Annotated in this window: 22 protein-coding genes; 2 read left to right on the top strand and 20 right to left on the bottom strand. The window is 41.2% G+C overall.

Annotated elements, in window-relative coordinates; all coding sequences use genetic code 11:
- Positions 1-9 precede the first annotated feature (9 nt).
- A complete protein-coding gene (locus tag HMPREF2979_RS04715) occupies positions 10-954 on the bottom strand; it encodes a serine hydrolase domain-containing protein (protein WP_070655384.1) in 945 nt (314 codons plus the stop codon).
- Complete coding sequence (locus HMPREF2979_RS04710; RefSeq protein ID WP_045772015.1) at positions 954-1709, bottom strand: CppA family protein; 756 nt, start codon at positions 1707-1709, stop codon at positions 954-956. Before HMPREF2979_RS04710 ends, HMPREF2979_RS04715 begins: the two co-directional genes overlap by 1 nt.
- Positions 1710-1975: 266 nt before the next feature.
- On the opposite strand from HMPREF2979_RS04710, the gene HMPREF2979_RS04705 reads away from it, so the two are divergent.
- Complete coding sequence (locus tag HMPREF2979_RS04705) at positions 1976-2554, top strand: CPBP family intramembrane glutamic endopeptidase (protein ID WP_225791564.1); 579 nt, start codon at positions 1976-1978, stop codon at positions 2552-2554.
- 87 nt (positions 2555-2641) lie between these two features.
- On the opposite strand, the gene gla is transcribed toward HMPREF2979_RS04705, so the two are convergent.
- Positions 2642-3508 (bottom strand): aquaglyceroporin Gla, encoded by an 867-nt coding sequence (gene gla / locus HMPREF2979_RS04700; RefSeq protein ID WP_021143668.1) that lies wholly within the window; start codon positions 3506-3508, stop codon positions 2642-2644.
- Positions 3509-3631: 123 nt separating this feature from the next.
- Here gla and HMPREF2979_RS04695 point away from each other — a divergent pair, with 123 nt between their 5' ends.
- Positions 3632-5899 (top strand): Xaa-Pro dipeptidyl-peptidase, encoded by a 2268-nt coding sequence (locus tag HMPREF2979_RS04695; RefSeq protein ID WP_070655382.1) that lies wholly within the window; start codon positions 3632-3634, stop codon positions 5897-5899.
- A 156-nt stretch (positions 5900-6055) separates the two neighbouring features.
- Here the strand turns inward: HMPREF2979_RS04695 and HMPREF2979_RS04690 are convergent, their stop codons facing one another.
- The 17 genes from HMPREF2979_RS04690 to ftsL all read right to left on the bottom strand — a co-directional run bounded on the left by HMPREF2979_RS04690 (position 6056) and on the right by ftsL (position 22307).
- Complete coding sequence (locus tag HMPREF2979_RS04690) at positions 6056-6358, bottom strand: bacteriocin secretion protein (protein ID WP_261787291.1); 303 nt, start codon at positions 6356-6358, stop codon at positions 6056-6058.
- A 123-nt stretch (positions 6359-6481) separates the two neighbouring features.
- Positions 6482-6898 (bottom strand): hypothetical protein, encoded by a 417-nt coding sequence (locus HMPREF2979_RS04685; RefSeq protein WP_070655380.1) that lies wholly within the window; start codon positions 6896-6898, stop codon positions 6482-6484.
- Positions 6899-7504: 606 nt separating this feature from the next.
- Positions 7505-7672, bottom strand: a complete 168-nt coding sequence (locus HMPREF2979_RS10305) for a hypothetical protein (RefSeq protein ID WP_048674846.1) — start codon at positions 7670-7672, stop codon at positions 7505-7507.
- Positions 7673-7955: 283 nt separating this feature from the next.
- Complete coding sequence (locus tag HMPREF2979_RS10545) at positions 7956-8357, bottom strand: hypothetical protein (RefSeq protein WP_048674851.1); 402 nt, start codon at positions 8355-8357, stop codon at positions 7956-7958.
- Positions 8358-8639: 282 nt separating this feature from the next.
- On the bottom strand, positions 8640-8828 hold the full coding sequence (locus HMPREF2979_RS04675; RefSeq protein ID WP_049553855.1) for a hypothetical protein: 189 nt from the start codon (positions 8826-8828) through the stop codon (positions 8640-8642).
- A gap of 12 nt (positions 8829-8840) precedes the next feature.
- Positions 8841-9074, bottom strand: a complete 234-nt coding sequence (locus HMPREF2979_RS04670; RefSeq protein WP_048674859.1) for a Blp family class II bacteriocin — start codon at positions 9072-9074, stop codon at positions 8841-8843.
- Positions 9075-9233: 159 nt separating this feature from the next.
- A complete protein-coding gene (locus tag HMPREF2979_RS04665; protein WP_398584218.1) occupies positions 9234-10982 on the bottom strand; it encodes an ABC transporter ATP-binding protein in 1749 nt (582 codons plus the stop codon).
- Entirely contained in the window at positions 10972-12732 is a 1761-nt protein-coding gene (locus HMPREF2979_RS04660; protein WP_060971665.1) for an ABC transporter ATP-binding protein, read from the bottom strand. Before HMPREF2979_RS04660 ends, HMPREF2979_RS04665 begins: the two co-directional genes overlap by 11 nt.
- A 63-nt stretch (positions 12733-12795) precedes the next feature.
- Complete coding sequence (locus HMPREF2979_RS04655) at positions 12796-13242, bottom strand: hypothetical protein (protein ID WP_002891741.1); 447 nt, start codon at positions 13240-13242, stop codon at positions 12796-12798.
- A gap of 102 nt (positions 13243-13344) precedes the next feature.
- Entirely contained in the window at positions 13345-13872 is a 528-nt protein-coding gene (locus tag HMPREF2979_RS04650; RefSeq protein WP_014634995.1) for a VanZ family protein, read from the bottom strand.
- Position 13873: 1 nt separating this feature from the next.
- The gene (gene rlmN, locus HMPREF2979_RS04645) at positions 13874-14983 is read right to left on the bottom strand and encodes a dual-specificity RNA methyltransferase RlmN (RefSeq protein WP_096832658.1); all 1110 of its coding nucleotides are present in this window, start codon (positions 14981-14983) and stop codon (positions 13874-13876) included.
- Between the two features lie 63 nt (positions 14984-15046).
- A complete protein-coding gene (locus HMPREF2979_RS04640; protein ID WP_048674861.1) occupies positions 15047-15769 on the bottom strand; it encodes a YutD family protein in 723 nt (240 codons plus the stop codon).
- 54 nt (positions 15770-15823) lie between these two features.
- Positions 15824-17179 (bottom strand): bifunctional metallophosphatase/5'-nucleotidase, encoded by a 1356-nt coding sequence (locus HMPREF2979_RS04635; protein ID WP_048674863.1) that lies wholly within the window; start codon positions 17177-17179, stop codon positions 15824-15826.
- A 95-nt stretch (positions 17180-17274) separates the two neighbouring features.
- The gene (locus tag HMPREF2979_RS04630; RefSeq protein WP_014632645.1) at positions 17275-18618 is read right to left on the bottom strand and encodes a DEAD/DEAH box helicase; all 1344 of its coding nucleotides are present in this window, start codon (positions 18616-18618) and stop codon (positions 17275-17277) included.
- 73 nt (positions 18619-18691) lie between these two features.
- Positions 18692-19714, bottom strand: coding sequence for a phospho-N-acetylmuramoyl-pentapeptide-transferase (gene mraY / locus HMPREF2979_RS04625; RefSeq protein WP_070655378.1), 1023 nt, complete (start codon positions 19712-19714; stop codon positions 18692-18694).
- 1 nt (position 19715) lies between these two features.
- The gene (pbp2X, locus tag HMPREF2979_RS04620; protein ID WP_070655376.1) at positions 19716-21983 is read right to left on the bottom strand and encodes a penicillin-binding protein PBP2X; all 2268 of its coding nucleotides are present in this window, start codon (positions 21981-21983) and stop codon (positions 19716-19718) included.
- Between the two features lie 3 nt (positions 21984-21986).
- Positions 21987-22307 (bottom strand): cell division protein FtsL, encoded by a 321-nt coding sequence (ftsL, locus tag HMPREF2979_RS04615; protein WP_002891750.1) that lies wholly within the window; start codon positions 22305-22307, stop codon positions 21987-21989.

Below are 22307 nucleotides of genomic sequence, written 5' to 3'. Positions count from 1 at the left end.
CTTCTATTTTTATTTGTCAGAATGTACCAACTCCTTCTTCATTATCTCAATTAAAACATCTCTGTCCTTAATCCATTGAGCTCTCTCATCCTTGTAGTAAGTACGATTACTGAGGAAAATCGCCGCACGTTGAGCTGGGATGTTAATCAGAACAAAGGTACCTGTATAACCAGTATGAAGAATCCACTCTCCTTTAAGGTCCCAAGCGACACTACGTTCCTTGTTGGATTGGCTGATATTCTGCGTCATATTTTTAGCAAAATCATCCGTCAAATAGTGGTTAACAAAAATCTCTAAGTCTTTTAAGGTTGAAAAGAGACCTGCCGACCCTGTGTGTTCTTTGAGAACTCGAGCCTTGGGATCATGAACAGTCCCACCCGGAACCCCCTCAACAGTTGGAACAGCAAGGTCAACTGGCCCAAACCGTGTTTCAGACATACCAAACGGTTGGAAAATTTCGGAGTCAAAAAGCTTATCCAGTGTTTGTCCTGAGACTTTCTCAAGCATCAAACCTAGGAGAATAAAATTAATATCTGTATACAAGAAAGGTTTATCAGCCTTAACTTTGATGGCATTAATAGCAGCAATCAAGCCCTCTTGGTCTAAGTCATCACGATTTGGAATAAAAGGATCAATTCCGCTACTGTGAGAAAGAAGTTGACGAAGGGTTAACGTCTTATCCACTACTTCAGGATAATAGGTCGATAGTTTCTCATCCAAGTCCAATTTTCCCGCTTGTAAGTAGAAAAGACAGAGAGTCCCAACTCCGACTACCTTGGAAACGCTAGCTAGATCATAGGTCAGTCCTGGAACTACCGGATGATTTCCATCCTGAGTTCCTAGATAATGCTCCTGCCAATCTTGTCCGTCATAAAGTGCAAGGCTGGCACCTGGAAAGATGTCAGCCTTGATGTAGTCTGTAATTGTTGACAATGTTTGTTGAAAATTAGTCATTACTTTGTAAACCAAACCTCAATATTGCTCATGTCAGTGAGTGCGAGCAAGTTCCCTTTGCTGTCTAGGTAACTAGAGAACTGTTCTTTTTCAAGTTTATCATGCAAGGCAACCAAGTCATAGTCTTCTGCTACCTTAAACTCTAGAATTTCCAAATCCCAAGTCTGGTCTGAACTCACTTGGAGGTCAGGACCTTCTGCTTTTTCAAAGTGGATAGACAAAGGCAATTCTTCGCCAAAAAGATTATCGTAGAAGAAAGCTGCTTGGGCTGTATCAACAACGTTCAAGGTCAAAGACTCAACCGTAAAGTCTGACACTCCTTTGAAATCTTCTTTTTCTTCAACATCTGCGTATTCAACTGTCTTGAGAGTAGACAAGTCATCTTCAGCATGCATCAAAATAAGACCATTCTCAGGTGAGATTGTTTCAAAGGCATACCCTTTTTCCCCTTGGAAAATAGCCTTGGCTTGGTGATCATCACGCGCCAAAAGGTATTCAATCTCAAGTGGATTTGAGACTTTAATGACCACTTTATTAATTTTCTTAGGACCTTCAACAGCGCGACAACGATAAGCTGGTGACTCCTCAATCACAAAAAGTGAGTTACGGTCTGTCCAATCTGTGAAGACAGCAAGGGCATTTTCCTCAGTCAAAAGCTTAAATCCTAATGTATTTTGGTAAAAATCAATATTTTCCTGTCTATTATTCACACGAAAGATTGGTGTGTGAAACTTAAAATTCCCTGATTGCGTCATGACAACCTCCATTCTTCTCTATTTTATCCGAAAAGAGCTTGTGTGACAAGGATTTTCCTAAGAAAAAACAGTATTGTAATTTTTTCACTTTCTTTCACACAAATTATGAAAATCATTACATTATCTTTACTTTGGGGCTAGCATTTTCCTCATTTTAGAGTATAATAGAGTCTATGAAAACTCTTGTCAATAATCTGGCATTTAGACATGCCTATCAGGGATTTTTTTTACTGCTGATGATAGCTATCCCAAACATCACCTTAGGTATGACAACCTTATATAACAATCAGACTGGATTGACTTTTACGAAGCTTGAAAGCTGGGGAGTCATCGCTATCAATCTCATCATTTTTTACCTTACCTATCTCTGGGCAAAGAGTGAAGGATTGATGACTCGTTTTAGACTAGACCTCAAGGATGCTAAAGCAATTATCTGGGGCTTTCTCACTATCTTCTTGATGGGAGTCATTGGCAGTAATCTTATGCTACTAACCCATACCAACTACCATGCAGAACTTCAAAAGACGCTCACAACAACGCCTATCCTTCCAGTAGCCATTGGTATGATTTCGGCAGCCTTCCTCCAAGAAATCCTCTTTCGCAAGTGGATTTTCACCTGGTTAGCTCCTTATTCGAAAACAGCTGTGCTAGTCAGCACTGGGCTCTTTTGTCTCTTTCATATGCCAACTAATCTTGCCTACCTCACTCTTTATATCGGAATGGGCTTGGCTCTCTCTATGGTCTACCAAAAAAGAGAAAACTTATCTGCAAGTATCACACTTCATGTTTTATGGAATCTTTACACCTTAGGTGCTACCATTCTAGTAATGACTAATCCAATGTGACTGAGAATATTTTCTCAGTTTTTTATTACTTTCAAAATTTTAAGCATAAAAAAATCTGAAGCACTAACTTCAGATTTTTTGTATTGATTAAAGGTAGAGGAACTTGAACAAAGCTATAGCTAAAACTCCTGCTAAGATTGGAGCCACAACTGGAACCCATGCATACCACCATTTAGAATCACCTTTGTGCTCACCAAGAACTGTTGTTGGCAAAATGTGGTGGAGAAGACGTGGCATCAAGTCACGGGCTGGGTTAAGAGCTGGACCTGTTGCACCACCAAACGAAATAACCAAGGCTGCAACCAAGAAACCAACACCGATGTGGGCAACCGCAAGTGCACCATTAGCCATTTGACCTGTTACAGCTTCTTTATCATACCCATATTGAACTGCTTGTGAGACTAATTTGTGACCAAAGTAGTTGTTAGTCAAGGCAAGAGCACCAAAGAAGAGAAGGAATGAACCCGCAAACTCATTGGCAAAACCATTAAGCCAAGCACGTTTGTGATTTTCCTCTGAGTCTGAGTTATCATCAACAGCAGAGATTGTAGAGAAGGTACCGAGGATGTTGTTTGGATTCTCAGTTTGAAGATAATAAGGTTGGTGAACCCAAACCACGATAGCTTGTCCTAAGAAAGCACCGAGAAGTTGAGCAATCAAGTAACCTGGAACGGCTACCCATGAGAACAAGCCAGATGCAGCAAGTCCAAGTGTGAAGGCTGGGTTGATGTGGTTACCAGAAACATCACCAAACATAAGTGCTGGCATCATTACCGCAAAACCATAACCAAAACCAATAACAAGCCATCCAGACTTACTACCCTTAGTCCCTTTAAGCTCAACATTGGCAACCGAACCATTACCAAGTGCAACCATCAAAGCTGTCCCAATAAACTCAGTAATGTACTTCATAATCCAATCATGACTGAGCGCTTCTTTTAGAAAATCATTCATTTGTCTCTTTATTTCCTTTCACATTTTACAATAATTTAGACATCTATCATTTTATCAAGTATAATGTCTGATGTAAAGATATTTCTGAAATGTTTACGTATTCTTTTTTTGAGGTTTTAAAGTATGAAATTTAACCAGTTTAGTTACATCCCTGTTAATCCTGAAATTGCTTGTCAGGAACTTCGTTCTTTGGGCTTTGAAGTCTCTTTAAACGCTAGTGCCAAAGCTAATTTTGAGGCTTTTGTTCGCAAGCACTTCCTTTTCTTTGAAGATACTGATTTAGCTTTGAAAAATTGGATTGCTGATACAGAGACTGATCTCCTAACCTTCTTCCAATCAGACCGTCCTTTGACTGCTGACGTCTTTGGTTTGGTAGCTCTTCAAATGCTAGGATTTGTCCCTAATGTAGACTTTACAGATAGTGTTGCTTTCCTAGAGGAAATGGCTTTTCCAATCACTTTTGATGGTAGCCTTAACAACCTGCACCAGTTGTTGGCAACACGCACACAGTCTGGCAATACCTTAATTGATCAGTTAGTAGCTCAGGATTTAATCCCTGCAAGTAATAACTACGTCTTCTTTAATGGTAAGAGCTTGGCAACATTTGACACTAATCAGCTTCACCGTGAGGTGGTTTATGTCGAAACACCTGTAGATACCGATAAAGATGGCCAGTTAGACTTGGTCAAGGTGACTATCTTACGTCCTGATGTGGACTTCCCAGTTCCAGCCATGATGACCGCAAGCCCTTATCAACAAGGGACTAACGAGCCTGCTTCAGATAAGCTCACCCACAAGATGGAAGGTGATTTGCTCGTCAAACCAGCAGGTGAAATCTCCCTTAGCCAACCAGAAATCAAGACACCAGAGGCAGACCTTACGCCTATCAATCCTGTCACAAAGGCTCAGGAGCGTTTTGCTCACACAGATACCTACACGCTTAACGATTACATGTTGGCTCGTGGTGTGGCTTCTATCTATGTATCGGGTGTTGGTACCTTCAACTCTGAAGGCTTCATGACCTCTGGAGACTATCAACAAGTTCTGGCCTATAAAGCTGTCATTGACTGGCTCAATGGTCGTGCACGCGCCTTTACTAGTCGTAGTAGACAGCATACCATCACTGCAGATTGGGCATCTGGTAAGGTGACTACTACTGGACTTTCATACTTGGGTACCATGTCCAACGCCCTTGCTACAACTGGTGTTGACGGTTTGGAGATGGTTATCGCTGAAGCAGGTATTTCTTCTTGGTACGACTACTATCGTGAAAATGGACTCCTCGTCAGTCCTGGAGGCTATCCTGGTGAAGATCTCGACACCTTGACTGAATTTACCTATTCTCGTGCCCTATTAGCTGGAGAATACCTACGCCACCAAAAAGACTACCAAGCCTACCTCAAAGAGCTAAGCACAGCCATTGATCGTAAGCATGGTGATTATAGCCAGTTCTGGCATGACCGTAACTATGTGCAGTTCGCAGACCGTGTTAAAGCTACTGTTGTCTTTACACATGGTAGCCAAGATTGGAATGTCAAACCGATTAACGTCTATCAAATGTTCAATGCTCTTCCAGACTCTCTTGAAAAACACCTCTTCTTCCACAATGGTGCCCACGTTTACATGAATGCTTGGCAGTCTATTGACTTCCGAGAAAGCATGAACGCCTTGATTTGTCAGAAACTCCTTGGTTTGGAGAATGGCTACACACTGCCTACTGTTATCTGGCAAAACAACCAGTCTGAACAGACCTGGGAAGTTCTCGATAACTTTGGACACGACAATGGTAAAAGCATTCAGCTTGGTGAGACTGAAGCCAGCATCGCTAACCATTATAAAGAGGAAACCTTCACCAAATACGGTAAAGCATACCAAAGCTTCAAGGATGCCCTCTTTGCAGACAAAGCCAATGCCATTACCTTGGACTTTGAACTGGACCAAGACATCCAGATTAATGGCCGTGTCCATCTAGAGCTCAAAGTCAAATCTAGCACAAACCGTGGTCTCATTTCGGCCCAAGTTCTGGAAATGGGTGACAAGAAGTATCTCGCACCTATTCCCGCACTCAAACGCATGAATTTAGATAATGGCCGTCTCTTCAAGGAAGAAGCCTTACGTGAATTGCCATTCAAGCAGGCAAAATACCGTGTCATTACCAAGGGACACCTTAACCTGCAAAATCGTAAAGACCTCCTCACCATTGAGGATGTCACTCCAAATGAATGGATGACTATCGGTTTGGATTTGCAACCAACCATCTACAAACTCAACAAGGGCGACAAACTCCGACTTGTTCTCTATACCACAGACTTTGAGCACACCATTCGTGACAATAGTGACTACGAATTAACTGTGGACCTAAGCCAAAGTCAGATGACATTGCCTTATTAGTCTTTATCGCAAAAATCCCATAGGATGAGAACTCCCATGGGATTTTTTTATTGTGTGGAAATAAACAAGATTTAGTCTTCAATTTTTACGATTCATTTTAATGTTATTTAAACAAATGATGTAGCCAAGACAGTGGAACAACACAAAGATATGCCATTAAAAATAAAGCATAAAGCTATCAGATTTAGTCAGCGTATAAAAAAGTAAAATGGCAACTAACAAAATGGAGAGCCACAGCGTCTTCTTAAAGAATAAAAAGTATTGATGCCATATCTCTTTATCGCCCAAAGTAACTTTAGATTTTTTGATTAGGAAAAGATGCATCAAAATCTCTGCTAGACTGCTAAGTACTGTTAAAACCAGAATCTTACTTAGAGGAATACCTAAAAAGAATCCCATCCACTCAATAAGCAATTGGGACAAAACAATGGCCGTAATGGCACGTAGATTTTTTGACATAAAACTTAAACCTCACGGTTCTCTCAAACAGAAAGTTTTCACAACACCTAGAAAGTTACCAAAGCATAGATAAGAACTTACAGCATCGCAATTTTTATAGGCGTGTCTATCATAAACTGAATTCTAGCCTCGTTCACTTTGTTTAATAACTTTAAGCACTCTAGGTGTCAGAAAAGCTAGCAAACAAATATCCAAAACAATCACAACAATAATGATTAGACGCCATTCGGCATCTCTCACCGTCAGCAAACGATAAATACCAGCTAAAATTATAGCCAAATGCGCCAAGCCCATACCAGCGTAAATTTGTTTAAGAGTAAACTGTCGTTCTTCAAGTGGACGACGGTCAAGCTCTTGCTTAATCAACAGGGGCAACACAAGTAAAAAGATTGATAGCAATGCCAGAGGTAGCCAAATCCAGATTGGATGCTGATTAGATAGGGCATTTAAAGCTATATTCCCAATGACTACTCCTAGGATTGCTGATAGGACACGTAACGAACGTAACACAGCAGAACTAAATTTTTGTAATATCACCATTTTAACTCCTTTTTTACTAGGACTATTTAAACAAATTATAAGGTATTATCATAGAAATGATTGGCTATTATTTCTGAATCTAGAATAGCTAAAACCTCGTAAATATCACATTAATCGTGACAGACTAGAGTAACGACATCACTTCTCATTTCTACAAATCAGCTGACTAAGATCATCAGAGAGCGATGAAGAAACATAAAGTGACAAGGTATAAAATAAAAATGTTCTTTCTTGATGCCAGAAAAATGTTATCACACATTGAATACAGACAGCCAAAATAACTTGCACGATAAATTTAATATATTTTCTAGAAATAACAAATTGTTCCAATAGTAATCCTCCTTTCATGACATTTTTTGAAGACCCAGACCCTGCAAGTTTTGTCTATACGATAGAAGAATATCCTTCAAACATTGGAAATTCACTCTAATTTTCACATGTTTCATTAATCACTTTCTTATTGTAACACTTTTATGCAACGTAAATTGAATAATGTCACAAACGGTTACTATATTTTCTGAATGGTGGGGTTAGAGTGAGCTTTAGAGTCTTTTCCTCTCAAGATAGTGACAAAACACAAGTAATCGGATTATCTAGGACTCAACATTATTTCTTAAATTGTGTCCATTTTTTAAAAAGCAGACTATAAAGAAGCAAGGTTAGCCCCAACAAGTTAATGGTATGGTGGACTGCATCCAAACTTCTAAATAGATTAGCGAGGCCCATTCCGATGAGAATGGTAGCCAGTAAATACGGTTTTGAGTTTTTGAACATACTTTTCTCCTTAAAGTGTTTTTAGCTTTCTGTGCAAAGCTATGATTTTTATTATAGATTGGAAGCCGATAAAAAAGTAGTGACATAAATGTCACTACTTGTCTGACCTTATATCCTTGATAATCGTACACATAAGAAAGAGAAAAAGACATAACCCAATAATATTTAGGCATTGAAGTCCAAAATTCAGTTTTTCTCCCAAGTTATGTAAGGCAACAAGGATGAAGCCCATAGACATCATTAGAGATACTAGGTGTTTTTTAGTCATGATTATAGATACCTTTTATCTTTTAAAATATTTTTTGACTTGCAAATAAGCTAGAAAATCACAGAGGATTAACAAAAGCATTAATACGGCTAGTACTATACGGTCTGTGGTATCACTGAATGTAAGTAATGTGTAAAACTCTACACAAAGCACTAGAAATGAGATGACCAGAAAGACAATGAAGGACTGCCGTATTGTTAACGGATTCACTGAATCTGGACGCTTCTTAAGAATATGGTAGAGCAGCCCATTTACAAAAATGACTACTAAAGCTAGTGCTCCGACTGCTAACCAAATCTCTGGAGAGGTCTTGCTTTTGTAGAGAGAAATACTGGTACTTATAAGGAAAACTGCCAGTACAGCAGTGACGACCCTAGAAAATCGCAATACTCTCGAACTAACATTCTTTAACTTCATGATAAAACACCTAAATTATGAATAACCTCAGTCAGTCTTGTAAACTGAATAAGCTATTACATTAAACTCTATTCCTTTCTGTATTTTTTTATACTGCTGTAAGATCTCAAAAAAGACCTTAGCGATTACATTCTACTGGAGATGTAATACAGTAGCGTCATTAGTACTGATACTTTAAATAGGCGAATATACATATCTTTGTTTTTTCTATTACTAAGATATGCAATCAAATATAATATAATCTCCGCTATTATCAGCAAGAATAATTTTACTTCGGGAACATCAAAAATAAGCATTTGCAAGCCCCGAAGTAGCACATATCATAGTATAACCCCCTGCGGAAACAGGTCCTGCTGCCCATGCCATGAGCATACCACCTAGACAGCCACCAATTACTGCTCCAACTTTCCCACCACCAGAAATAATTTCTAGCTCAGCATCGCACATCTTATTATACTTAGTCACATTCATTTTTTAACCTCTCTAAAAGCTCGCTCCGATACATGCTAGCCCACCAGCAACTGCTCCAACATGTGCTCCTACAAATGCTCCTGGAAATGCTGTAACACCAAATGCTGCCATACCACCTGTAAATCCAGCACCTGCGCCAGTTAAAGCTCCTCCAAAGATTAAATCTTTACATCTATTTCCACCTTCAACGTTTGCAAGTGCCTCGAGATCGAGTGTTTCAAAATTGTTCATTGTTTGTGTTGTCATTCTAACAACCTCCTAAAATATTATTTTTTAGCTTTTTCTCTTAAGCTATGGTTTTATTATAGGTTGCAAGCCAACAAAAAAGTAGTGACATGTATGTCACCACTCGATTTTGATTTTTAAGAAATCTTTTCGAATATAGAATCTATGGTCTAGATTAGCTTACTCTCCTTCCATTGCACCTGCTTGTAGGCTGTACATCTTGTGGTAGGTGCCGCCGAGGGCTAGGAGCTCCTCATGGCTACCGTGTTCGATGATGCGGCCCTTGTCTAAGACATAGATGCAGTTGGCATCTTGGATTGTCGATAGGCGGTGGGCAATGGCAATGGTTGTGCGTCCTTGACGCATTTTTGCTAGAGAATTTTGGACAATAGCCTCTGTCTCCGAATCAATATTGGCTGTCGCTTCATCCAGAATCAAAATCTTAGGCTGGCTAGCAACGGTCCTAGCAAAGGCTAGAAGTTGGCGTTGGCCAGTTGAAAAACTTGAACCTCGTTCAGAAACTGGAGCATCGTAGCCTTCTGGAAGTTTGTCGATAAAATGATTGGCATCCACAAACTCAGCGGCTGCTTTAATCTCTTCATCAGTTAAATCCTGATACATGGCAATATTGGATTTAACCGTGCCATGATAGAGAAAGGGTTCCTGAAGAACAAGACCAATGTTCTTACGCAGCTCTGCCTGACTATAATCGCGAATATCCACACCGTCAAGAAGAACTCGGCCTGATTGGAACTCATAGAAACGCATAAACACGTTGATAATAGAGGATTTCCCGGAACCTGTAGAACCGACAAAAGCGATGGTTTCTCCTTTATTGACAGAGAAGGAAATATTATCCAAAATCTGGTGCTTGCCATCATAGGAGAAGGAGACATTTTCAAAGCGAATATTCCCCTCAGTAACCTTGGCATCTGTGCCTCTCTGCTCAGGTTCATAGGTGCGCTCGTCGATCAAGGCGAAGACCCGACCTGCTGAGACCATCGAGGTTTGCAAGGTTGAGAAGTTTTGTGTCACTTCAATCAAGGGATCAAAGAGGCGGTTAATGTACTGGATAAAGGCATACATGGTCCCCGCTGTGATGCCCAAATAGATACCTCGGTAGCCAAAGTAGGCCATGAGAACAGCATAGCCCAGGAGCTTCAGTAAACTCATGGCTGGGCGTAGAAAGAGAGAATCCAGTGACATGGAACGGCTGGCGTAAATCAGGTGTTCCTCATTAATGGCATCAAACTCTTTTTTGAGGCGTTTCTCTTGGTTAAAGGCCTGAATGATGCGAATCCCTTCGATACTCTCTGACAGTTTGGCATTTATATCTGAAAGCAAGGCTCTGGTCTTTTCAATGATGACCACTGATTTTTTGCGGTAGAGATTAACCAAAAGAACAATCAGAGGAAGAAAGAGCACAATAAGCCCGGTCAGACGAATGTCCAAGATCATCATGGTGTAAAGGGTGGTAACAAATATAAAGATAGCCGAAATAAAGCTAGACAGAATCCCTGAGAACATCTCACTAATAGTCTCTGTATCATTGGTCAAGCGGGAAACGATAGAGCCTGCTGGAGTTTTGTCAAAGTAAGACATGCCTAGTTTCTCCATATTGGCAAAGGCATCTCGGCGAATATCCCTGACAATGCTGTAGGACACACGCGCAAAAAAGAGATTTCCCAAATACTGAACTAGTGTCTGCAAAAGATAAAGACCATAGTAACCAATCAGAATTAAACTTGCCGCCTGATTCATATCATGAAGATAGTGGTCAATAAAATAAGAGGCCACAAGGGGAATAATACTCTTGATAACCGTTGTGGACAAGAGGAAGGCTAAAGCTAGAAAGGTCAAGAATTTGTAAGGCTTGAGATAGGTCAAGAGACGCTTAAACACAGACCATTGGTTTTGATTAGGCATCATCTTCTTCTCCTCCTTCCATTTCTAACTGTTGAGACTCATAGGTCTTGGCATACCAACCACCCTTAGCTAGCAAATCCTCATGACGGCCACGTTCAATGATACGACCATCCTGCATGACTAAGATAAGGTCAGCGTGCACCACCGCACTCAGACGATGGGCGGTAATGATAGTTGTCTTGTCCTTGCGGGTATGTTTGAGATTGTCAATAATAGCATATTCTGTCTTGGCATCAACCGCAGATAGGGAGTCGTCCAAAATCAAAATATCTGGATCCAAAATCATGGCCCGACTCATGGCCAGACGTTGTTTTTGACCGCCTGATAGGCTGACACCCTTTTCACCAATGATTGTTTCAAAGCCTTCAGGCATATCCTTGATGTCATCATAAACTTGAGCTAACTTAGTCGCTTCTTCTACCTTGTCAAAGGAGAGATCCGGATTACCAAAGCAGATATTGTCTAAAATGGAGCTGGCAAAGAGAAACTGGTCTTGAGGAACATAGCCCATCAAGCTACGCAAGTCTGATAGGCGATAATCTCGGATGTTATGACCATTCAAATAGATGGCTCCTTGATTAACATCGTGCTCCCGCAAGAGCAACTTGACAAGGGCCGTCTTTCCTGAGCCAGTCTGTCCAACCAAACCAAGGGTTTGCCCCTTGTCCAAGGTGAAATGAATATCTCTCAAAGTATCCTCATCCTCAAAGGCAAAGCGGTCAATCGCATATTCTAAGCGACCATTTTCAATACTTGGGAGAGGGTGCGCAGGATCTTGAACATCTGATTCCTGCTCCAGAAGATTTTCAATACGTTGGTAGGACACATTTCCTCTCTGTGTGATATTAAAGAGGAAGCCAATGGCCATTAGAGGCCAAACCAGCATGTCCAAATAGGTAATGAAGGTTACCAAATTTCCGACCGTTATCTGACCAGCCTGAATCATAAAGGCACCGACAAGAAGGGTCAAAACATAGGATGAGCCAACAAAGAGTAAGACCAAAGGATCAAAAAGGCTATCATACTTCATGGTATGCATATTCTTTTTAAAGGTCATCTTATTGGTCTCTTGGAAGGACTGAAGCTCAGCCTCCTGATAGCCAAAAGACTTGGTTACCTTGATACCTGATACCGACTCTTGGACCTTATTATTAAGTTCTGAAAAGGCTGCCTGGGATTCTCCAAAAGCTTTATGGGTCTTGCGTCCTAAACGACTTGTCGCAAAAGCCATGAAGGGGAGGGGTAAGACAGCCACCAGTGTCATCTGCCAGGAAATGCTGAAAAACATGGTGATTAGGGTTACCAAGGCTGTGATAGAGGCATCCACGGCTGACATGACGCCCCCGCCAGCCAAGCGGGTTAAAGAGTTGATATCATTGGTTGCATGGGCCATGAGGTCCCCAGTTCGGTACTTTTGATAAAAAGAAGGCGACATCTTAGTAAAATGCTCAAAAAGGCGTGAACGCATAATCTGGCCTAAGCGATAAGAAGTCGCCAAGATATACATGCGCCAAACATAGCGCAAATAGTACATCCCCAGAGCTGCCAAAAGCAAATATACGAGATTCAGAAGCAAGATCTGATTGGTCAATTTTCCCGATGTGATAGCATCAATGACCCGCCCCATAACCATAGGAGGAATCAGATTGAGAACCGAAACCAGACTCAGTGCCAAAATCCCGACAATATACCGGCGTTTTTCTAACTTGAAAAACCACCAAAGTTTTGCAATGATTGATTCTTTAAAAGACAAGTTACTCCTCCTATCCTTACAAATGGTTAATAATAGACCTCGTATAAGTCTCGTATGATAAGGTTACTTCCAATAGCGATAGATTGTGCCATCTTCTAACTGAAAGTGACCAATATAAGATAACTTCCCAAAATCAGTAGACTCTGGCAATTGATAAGCAAAGGAATCAAAATTATAGACCTTGTGCCCATCATCCATAGAGTAGCTATCCTTATCATGGATAACGGATTCATCTTTCTTAGGGTTCCAAATGCGTCTGATTTCATCAGATGTCTTATACTCTCTGACAAAATTGTACAATTCAAAGTTAGTTGCCTCACTGAGATAGCGACCATCGGTGTTGTAGTTAGCTAATTGAGGCTCTCTCTTAGCCTCAGAATAATTCCAAACCTGTCCTCTTTCTCGCATGATATCGGCATCACGGCCACTTTGATAGGTATCTGCCTTAACCATCGTCATTGTTACTCCTAACGTTAATACGGTGACTACTGTCATCATTAAATGTTTCATTATTTCTCCAAACGTGTTTATTCATTTTTCCCTCTTTTGAATGTGTTGTATTTGTATGATAGAAAATAAGTGAAACCTGAGACGCGTAAGCTCCCAGGTTTTTTACTCTTTAAAATGCGTTTGAATCAGTTTCACAAGGAGGCGGTAGGCAGCTAATGCCAGCAAACCTCCTAAAGTATTGGTCCATAAATCATCTAACTCAAAGACACGATTAGCATCAATGAGAAGGTCTAGAATGACTTGTCCAACCTCAATCGTCAAAGACATGACAAAGGTCGCTAAAAGGACCTTTTTCCAAGACCTGAATCTGGGGTACAAGGCTAAAAGCCCTAAAATCAGCGGACTCAGTAAGAAAATGTTGGTCACATTTTGCCCAAGGACAAAGACAATCTCCTTAAGACTATCCAGCTGATAAAAGTTGGTCAAACTATTGAATGGGGTTAATAGGACCACAACACGACCAAAATGTTGAATACCAGGGGTGTCAACACCTTCAACTAGCCCGTACTGGGGTGTCCAACACAGGAGCACTAAACAAAGGAGATAAGTATAGACCAAAACTCGGCTTAGCTTTCTTCCTTTTGGTGTTAGTTCTCCATCCTTATCTACCCAAGTCTTAAGCCGAAACATCTTACTTACCTTCTGATTTACCAGAAGCTTCTGCCACTGCTTTTTGACGGTCGCGTTTCATAGTGTTTGAACGCAATTGTCCACAAGCAGCATCGATATCTGTACCGTGCTCTTGACGAACCACACAGTTAACCCCATTTTTCTTAAGCACATCGTAGAAGGCCGCCACACGTTCTTTAGTTGAACGGCTATATTGATCGTGCTCTGATACTGGGTTATATGGAATCAAGTTGATGTATGACAACTTACGGATTTTCTTAGTCAAATCAGCCAACTCTTGTGCATTTTCAGGATGGTCATTGACCTCATTAAGCATGATATACTCAAAAGTTACACGACGGTTGGTTGTTTGGATGTAATACTCGATAGCTTCAAAGAGTTTTTCAAGTGGGAATGAGCGGTTGATACGCATGATGCTTGAACGAAGGTCATTGTTAGGCGCGTGAAGTGATACGGCAAGGTTAACTTGAACACCTTCGTTAGCAAATTCCTTGATTTTTGGTGCCAAACCAGATGTTGATACGGTAATGTGACGCGCTCCAATGGCAAGACCATTATCATTGTTAATGGTACGCAAGAAACGAAGCACATTGTCATAGTTATCAAATGGCTCACCGATACCCATAACAACCACGTGGCTTACACGTTCACCGTCGCCACGATCGTCAAAGTATTTTTGTACCAACATGATTTGCGCCACAATCTCACCAGCAGTCAAGTCACGTTGTTTCTTAATCAAACCACTGGCACAGAAAGTACAACCGATGTTACATCCAACCTGGGTTGTCACACAGACAGACAAACCATAGTGTTGACGCATCAAAACCGTCTCAATCAACATACCATCTGGCAATTCAAAAAGATATTTAACGGTACCATCTTTAGATTCTTGAACGATACGTTGTTTCAATGGGTTCACACAGAAATTCTCATTCAATTTAGCAATGAAATCCTTAGAAATGTTAGTCATTTCCTCGAAAGATTGCACACGCTTCTTGTAGAGCCAATCCCAAATTTGAGTAGCACGGAATTTCTTTTCACCGTGTTCCATAGCCCAATCAATCAACTCGTCACGAGTAAGACCATAAATAGAAGGTTTGTAGCCTTCCATATCCTCTAACTTCTGACGTTTACGACGTTCTGGTTTTGCTTGTGTTGTTACTTCTGACATAGTTTAATTTCCTTTTTTTCTGATTGTGAAATGCTGACCATCTGACTTGGTCTGGCTTTGTTTCTTCGATGGAGTGTTTTGACCTTTAGAATTTGGAGCTTGCTTCTGACTCTTCTTGAAGTTAGGCTTACGCTCACGACCACCATCCTCAGATCTAGATTTGAACTTAGGACGACGCTTGATTTTCTCAAAGCTTGGACCCTCTTGATCCCTATCTCTTCGTTTGGACTTGTCTGGCTTTTGCTTAGCAGAAGCTTTTTGCCCCTTATTCTTTTGAGAAGCATTGCGCTCTCTAGATTCCTGAGAAGCATTACGACGATTATTAGAACGACGGCGCTTGCGACGAGGTTCTGTCTCCTCTTCAAAGACGATTAATTGCGGCTCTTCATTTTTCAAAATAAAGTAGGCGCAACCAAAGGCACAGTATTCACGCAAATACTCCGACAATCGGCTAATGCGGTCTGTCTTACGCGTATTAGGGCGCTCGTCCTCGTAAAATCCCTTAAGGCGAAGCTGATCATTGGACCAGTCCCCAACGATATAATCATACTTGAGCATGATTTCAGAAAAACGTTGCCCAAAGCGGGTAGCGTCTAAAGCATCCTTGTGATTTTCAAGAACTGTAAACTGACAGGCATCTGATTTCAGAAGATCAGCCACATACACAAAGTCTGGCCCTGGATATTTATTATAATTAAACATTTCTGGCAAGATTTCTTTACGCATGTGCCATCCTTTCTGCTCTCTCTTATTTTCTATCATGATGCTGTAATAAAGTCTCTATATTTTATCCCAATTGGCACCATTTTTTCCTAAATACTTGGCCACAAGTTCCCTTAACAAATCTGGAAAAAGAAGAGTAACTTCCTTTTCCTTAATTGTAGGAAAGTAAGAAGCAAAGTAGTACTGGTCCACAAGGACCAAACTAAACTTCTCATTGGAATCTACAACCCTTCTATTATACAACAAATTACCGTTTTTGTAAGCAAAATTCCCCGTGATTACTTCACCAAATGTCTTCCCTCTAAATCCCATACCTTTAATAGCTTGATTTTTAAGGAGTTCAGCCTTAGTAAAAACTTCCTGACAGATTTCTTTGAGCTCTTGTCCTGTCACGACTAGACGAGCCATCCGCATCTGATGAGGAAGGGCTTCTTGCAGGTCTGCCATGGTCACTTGAGGACCCAAAGTCTTCATGATGAGTCCAGTATTTAAAAGCGTTAATTGGCTATGAGTCTCCTGACAAACAGCCTGCAAAACCAATTGACAGGTCTCATCAAAATCTAGTTCTCGACCTAGATTAGCTACTTTTTTCTGAGCTAAACGACGATGGCCTTCCTCACGCATAGCCTTGATAAAGGCTTCGTCCTCCTTGTCTAAATCCAAGATGTAGGACTTGGTGGGGATAGCCTCAATCTGACACTCTATCAATTGCCCATTTTTCACAGTAAGGTCAATACAGCCAAGATAATAACCATATCTGTCAGCAGCTGCTAAATAGGTTTCATTGACTAATTTGCCCTCTTCAAAAAGGTGATGCGTGTGGCTTCCGATGACAAGATTTACCTGTGGATATGTCTCTGCAATCTGCTCATCATAACGTACACCTAGGTGGCTAAGAACGACGACTATATCTGCATCCCTTACCTCGGGACGAGCCAAATCCTCTTCCAACCGAGCCATAGGCTCTAACACTTGCCAACCGTTGGGAGCATAGGTGATGTAATATGGGAAGGTATAGGCCAAGAAAGCAATGTTTGTACCTGCTTTAGTTTTGTGGATAAGATAGGGCTTAGCCCATTCAGGTTGTCTCCCCTCATCCTTGAGATTTCCTATGATCGGCTGAAACTTAGCCTGCTCATAAAGACAGTCTAGCTCCTCCTTGGCCAGACCAATCCCCTCATTATTTCCAATAGTCGCATAGTCTATCCCCAACTCATTCATCAGGGCTACATTAAAACGCCCGGCTGTCGCATCAGATAAGGGATGGGACTTATCCACATTGTCCCCAAGATCTACCTTGATCAACTCTCTATCTGTCTGACTCAAATCATCCACAGCTCGCTTGAGTTGTGGATACTGTTCAAAATGAGAGTGTAAATCATTGATATGAAGAATTCGAATCTTGTCTTTCATGACTCCTATTGTAGCACTTTTGCTATAAAAAAACTTGACAATCATTCTGCCAAGTTTTTACATATCTAAATTTTCTTACACCTAGAAGCCAATACTTAGAAACTTTGCTTCTTAGCTTTACGCTCAGCACGCCCCTTAGCACGATTAGCCGCACGACGCTCACGTTTGCGTTTTTCGTCAACCTTCCACTGAATTTTCTTCTTATAGCCAGGCTTGATTTTTTTCTTTTTCTTCTTAACCAAACCGATCATTTCCGTATCAAGTTTTTGATAGGCTTTTTCACGGTTGGCACGACGGTCACGGTCATAGGTATCTTGAAACTCGCCGTCCTTATAGACTTTAGGGTCAAAGGTAATCCCCATCTTTTCAAGCTCACGAATATCGGAGTCGTCACTTGGTTGATAGAGGGTGATGGCTGTTCCTGACAAACCATTACGTCCTGTACGCCCTACACGGTGAACAAAGAAGGACAAATCTTGAGGGATGGCATCATTGATAACATGGCTAACCCCTTCAATATCAATTCCACGCGCTGCAAGGTCAGTCGCTACAATGTACTCAAAATCAAGCTTCTTGACTTGATTCATGATACGCTTACGTTCACGTGGTGGAATACCTCCATGAATTTTGGCAACCTTAAGACCATTTGACACTAGGTAGCTGTGCAAATCGTCAGCACGTTCCTTGGTATTAACGAAAATCATTGCCAGGTATGGTTGCATCCCCTTAAGCATCTCAAGAATCTGTTCATTCTTGTTGCGCCCCTTGGTAGATACCAACCAGTTATCAATGGTATCTGCAATAACTGTTGAAGTTTTGATTTGTTCCATGACTGGATTGGTCAAATACTTCTTCAAGAATGGTTGCAATTTTTGAGGAATGGTTGCTGAGAAGACCAAAATTTGCACTTCTTTAGGAAGACTTGCCGCAATCTTATCCACAGTATCCAAGAATCCCATGTCCATGGTCATATCAGCTTCGTCAACAACAAAGGTATGGGCCTTGTGGATAGCCAAGTCACCAGACTTAACTAGGTCATAAATACGACCTGGTGTTCCGATAACAATATGGGGTTGGGCTACCTTGAGCTTCTCAATCTGACGTTGCTTGTCTGTACCACCCACATAGTTAACCACACGAATTTCTGTATCAGAGTGTTTAGCAATCTGTTTTGTCGCTTGGTAAATTTGTGTCGCCAATTCACGTGATGGCGCTGTGATAACAACTTGAACATCACCACTCTTTGGATTGAGCTTCTCAAAAATTGGCAAGAGGAAAGTATGTGTTTTCCCTGAACCCGTCTTTGATTCACCAACCAAATCACGACCTGAACGGACTACAGGAATCAATTTCTGCTGAACAGGTGTTGGCTCCTTAAACTTAATCTCGTCAAGAGCCTCCTGAATAAATGTTTTAAAATTAAAATCTTTAAATGACATGTTTATTTACTTCTTTTCTATCTAGTCTATCCCTATCATTATAACAAAAAAAGAGCATTTCTGCTCTTTTCATTTATTTCATAACATTTCCAAGAACCATCCAAAGGGTAATGGCACTTGCAAGCGCTCCAACTGCCCAAAGGAAAGCATCAACCTTCCACTCTGACCATTTGTCACCCTTACCTGAAAGACCACCCAATTCGAGGTGATGGTGGAATGGTGTCATACGGAAAATACGACGACCTACTCCATACTTACGCTTAGTGTATTTGAAATAGCTGACCTGTAGCATGACAGAAGCTGTCTCAAAGACATAAACCACACCAATCAAGAGTAACGTCCACTCTACACGTAGGGCAATAGAGATAACTGCAAGCATAGCTCCAAGTGACAAGGAACCAACATCTCCCATAAAGACCTTGGCTGGCTTGTGGTTAAAGACGAAGAAGCCAAGAAGAGCCCCAATCATAGTGATAATGATGGTCAAGATAGCGAACTCACCCTTGACAAAAGCGATTATCCCGTAGGCAATCAAGCTGATAACCACAGAGATAGAAGCTAAACCATCAATACCGTCTGTCAAGTTCACAGCATTTGAGAAACCGACAATCCAGAATAGGACAAAGAGAACATAAAAGACACCGAGGTGAATGGTTAACCCACCAATAGCTAGGCTATCTGTCCCACTAGGGAGTACGTGGATAAAGTAGAAAAGCAAACCCGCAATAATCTGCAAGGCCATCTTTTGCCAAGGTTTAAGTCCCTCATTGATTTGACGGAAAATCTTAAGGAAATCATCAAGGAAGCCGATAATTCCATAAATCAAAATTACAAAGAGAATCCCTACTGTAGCACCATAGGCTTGGTGGCCCTCGCTAAAGACGTGGAAGTTAAAAATCAAGCTAACCAAGATGGCAACCACTAGGAAGACTGTCCCTCCCATAGTTGGTGTTCCAGCCTTAGCCAAATGCTGCTTCACATCTTCATGCATTTGTTGGCCACCGATTTTCTTGATTTTGTAGTAAGTAATAAAGTGAGGCATGGCGAGCACCGTCAACACAAAGGCGGCCACACCTGCTATCAGACTCATAGTCATCTTAGTCTCCTAAAGTAATGGTAATCTTCTTGGTTTTAGACAGGGCTTTTCCTGCCGCAACACTTTGTTTGGTAACAGTCCCTGACTTGCCACCCTTATAAGTAACTTTAATGCCTTTCCATTTGGCAAAGGTTTCAACGTTCTTCTTGGTCCAACCATACATGTCTGGAAGTTCTGTGAAATCATTGGTCATGATAAGAATCTGTTCATTAGCCTTGATATTGGCTTTGGCATCTACAGAAACCTTCTCAATCTTATCACCAACACCCAGAACAATCGGATGAATCAAGTTTTGACGAAGGGTGTTAGCTGTCTCGCCCGGACTCTTACCGATAATATCGCCGGTTTGATAGCTCGTTTCCTCGGTCTTTTCACTACCTTCAGACACAGAAGTATCTAGGGTGTCTCCCATAGACATGGCTTCTTCCAAAACCGGGTTAACCACAGTTGCATAAAAATTATTATCCCAAGTCTTAGGCTCCAGAACAGTCACATACATGATGTATTCTGGATCATCTGAAGGCACCATGGCAACAACTGAGTTGAGCGTTTCATTGGAACCAACCTTATACGTTCCAGTCTTTTCATCGGCAACTTGGGCAGTACCAGACTTAACCGCTACGTCATAGTTACCAACCTTGATAATAGGTGACCCTTCAGATTTATTGTAAAGGGTACCGAACTCTGGATCCGTACCAACGGAAATCATATAGTTACGAGTTTCAGAGGCAGCTTGCTTAGAAACTGGTTTACCGATAACTTCCTTCTTCGCTGTACGAGCTGTGCCTTGGTTAACATCGGCAACTTGTTTGATAAATTGAGGTTCCAGCATTATACCGTTATTTGAAATTGCGGTAAAGGCTCGAAGCATTTGGACCTGAGTCACTGAAATCCCTTGTCCGAATGATGATTGAGCTATATTAACAGAGTTTCGAGAGACAACCCCTGAGGACTCACCGACCATCCCAAAACGGGTAGGAAGACCAAATTTGTAAAGAGATAAGTAGTTAGACCAAACCTTGTCTCCCATCTCTTGTTCCAGCATGGTCATACCAACGTTACTTGAATAAGAGAATCCTTGAGCAAATGACATGGTACCACCTGTTGAGATACCCTCATTGATTGACCAGTCATTAATTTCAACGTCGTCAACCTTAATACCATTAGCATTACTGTAGGTCGCATTCGGGTTGAAACTTCCATTGTTAATAGCAGCTGACAAGAGCATGACCTTCATGGTTGATCCAGGCTCATACTGAGCTTCGTAAAGACGGTTAACCCAGTCATAATTCTTCTTAGCCTGTCCCTCAAGGGTATCAGAATTATAGGTCGGACGTTGTGTCGTTGCAAGAATTTCACCTGTCTTAGCATTAACAACTGTCGCTGAAGCATTGACACCTTGCGTCTGCTCCATAAAGGTATCCATCTGCGTTTCTAAGAAGGTTTGGAGAGGCGCTGACAAGGTTGTATAGATGTTCTTACCATCGATAGCTTCCTTGGTAATGGTTTCCGTACCTAGAAGCGTATTACCGTTTTTATCCTTTTCATAGATGGCCTCACCATCTGTCCCAGTCAAGAGGCTATTAAGCGAACGCTCCAAACCAGTTTGACCAATCAAAGAATATGAGCCGTCTTTTTTATTTTCAACAGCTTCGGCACGACCAAGAAACTCTGACGCGAAGGTTCCATTAGGATACATTCGTGACGTTGTTGCTTCAAAGGCCATCCCCTTAATTCCCGCATCTTTAAAGGCTTTTTCTAGTTCTTCTTTAACAGAGTAGGTAATTCCCTTCCCCTTTAGTCCAAAGGAAACCTGGTAGGCACCCTTAGTACGCAATTGGGCCAAGGAATCACTCTTTTCAATTCCTAGCTTATCCTTTAAAATATCAGCAACTTTGTCAAACTGACTATCTTGGACATAGAGTTTTTCTTGAGTCGCTGACACATAGCTGGTCGACACGATAGCGTAAATGGCATAACTGGTTGAATCCTCAGCCAAAACATTTCCATTTCGGTCGTAAATCGTCCCACGCTTGGCAGCCACTGTGGTCTTGGTGTTATAAGATTTAGCAGCCTGGGTCGACAAATCGACACCAAACTTACTGTCTGTCCCGATAATCACCACAAAGTTGATAATAAAGACGAAAAAGATAAAGATGCTGAGAACCATAAGGTTCTGACCAACGTGCTGTCGATTCTGGGCTGGCTTTCGCCTATCCCTAACGACATAGTTTAGAAATAAATGTTTAAGTTTTCTTAATCTGTTCATTGGTTACTTCACACTCTTAATACTATCGTTATTAATAGACAGGCCTGCCTTATTAGCAATCTCTTTAATACGGTCAGAGTTAGTCAACTCATTAACCGCCTGCTTAGCATTGTTAAGCTCTGTTTTTTCATCACTAATCTTGCTATTAAGGTCTGTGATTTGTTGCTTGATAGCCTGATTACGCCCTTGTAAAAATACAACTGCGATACTCATCACAATAGCTGTCAAAACAATTGCCGAATAGAAAGCCTTTTCCATACGCGTCATAAAACGAATATGGTTTCTAATGGCTCTATTGACAATCTGATGTTCCTTATTTTCCAT

Source organism: Streptococcus sp. HMSC078H12, assembly GCF_001814615.1.
GTDB lineage: Bacteria > Bacillota > Bacilli > Lactobacillales > Streptococcaceae > Streptococcus > Streptococcus salivarius_F.
The sequence above is the reverse complement of the archived record's forward strand: the minus strand, read 5'-3'. Positions and strand labels throughout refer to the sequence as shown.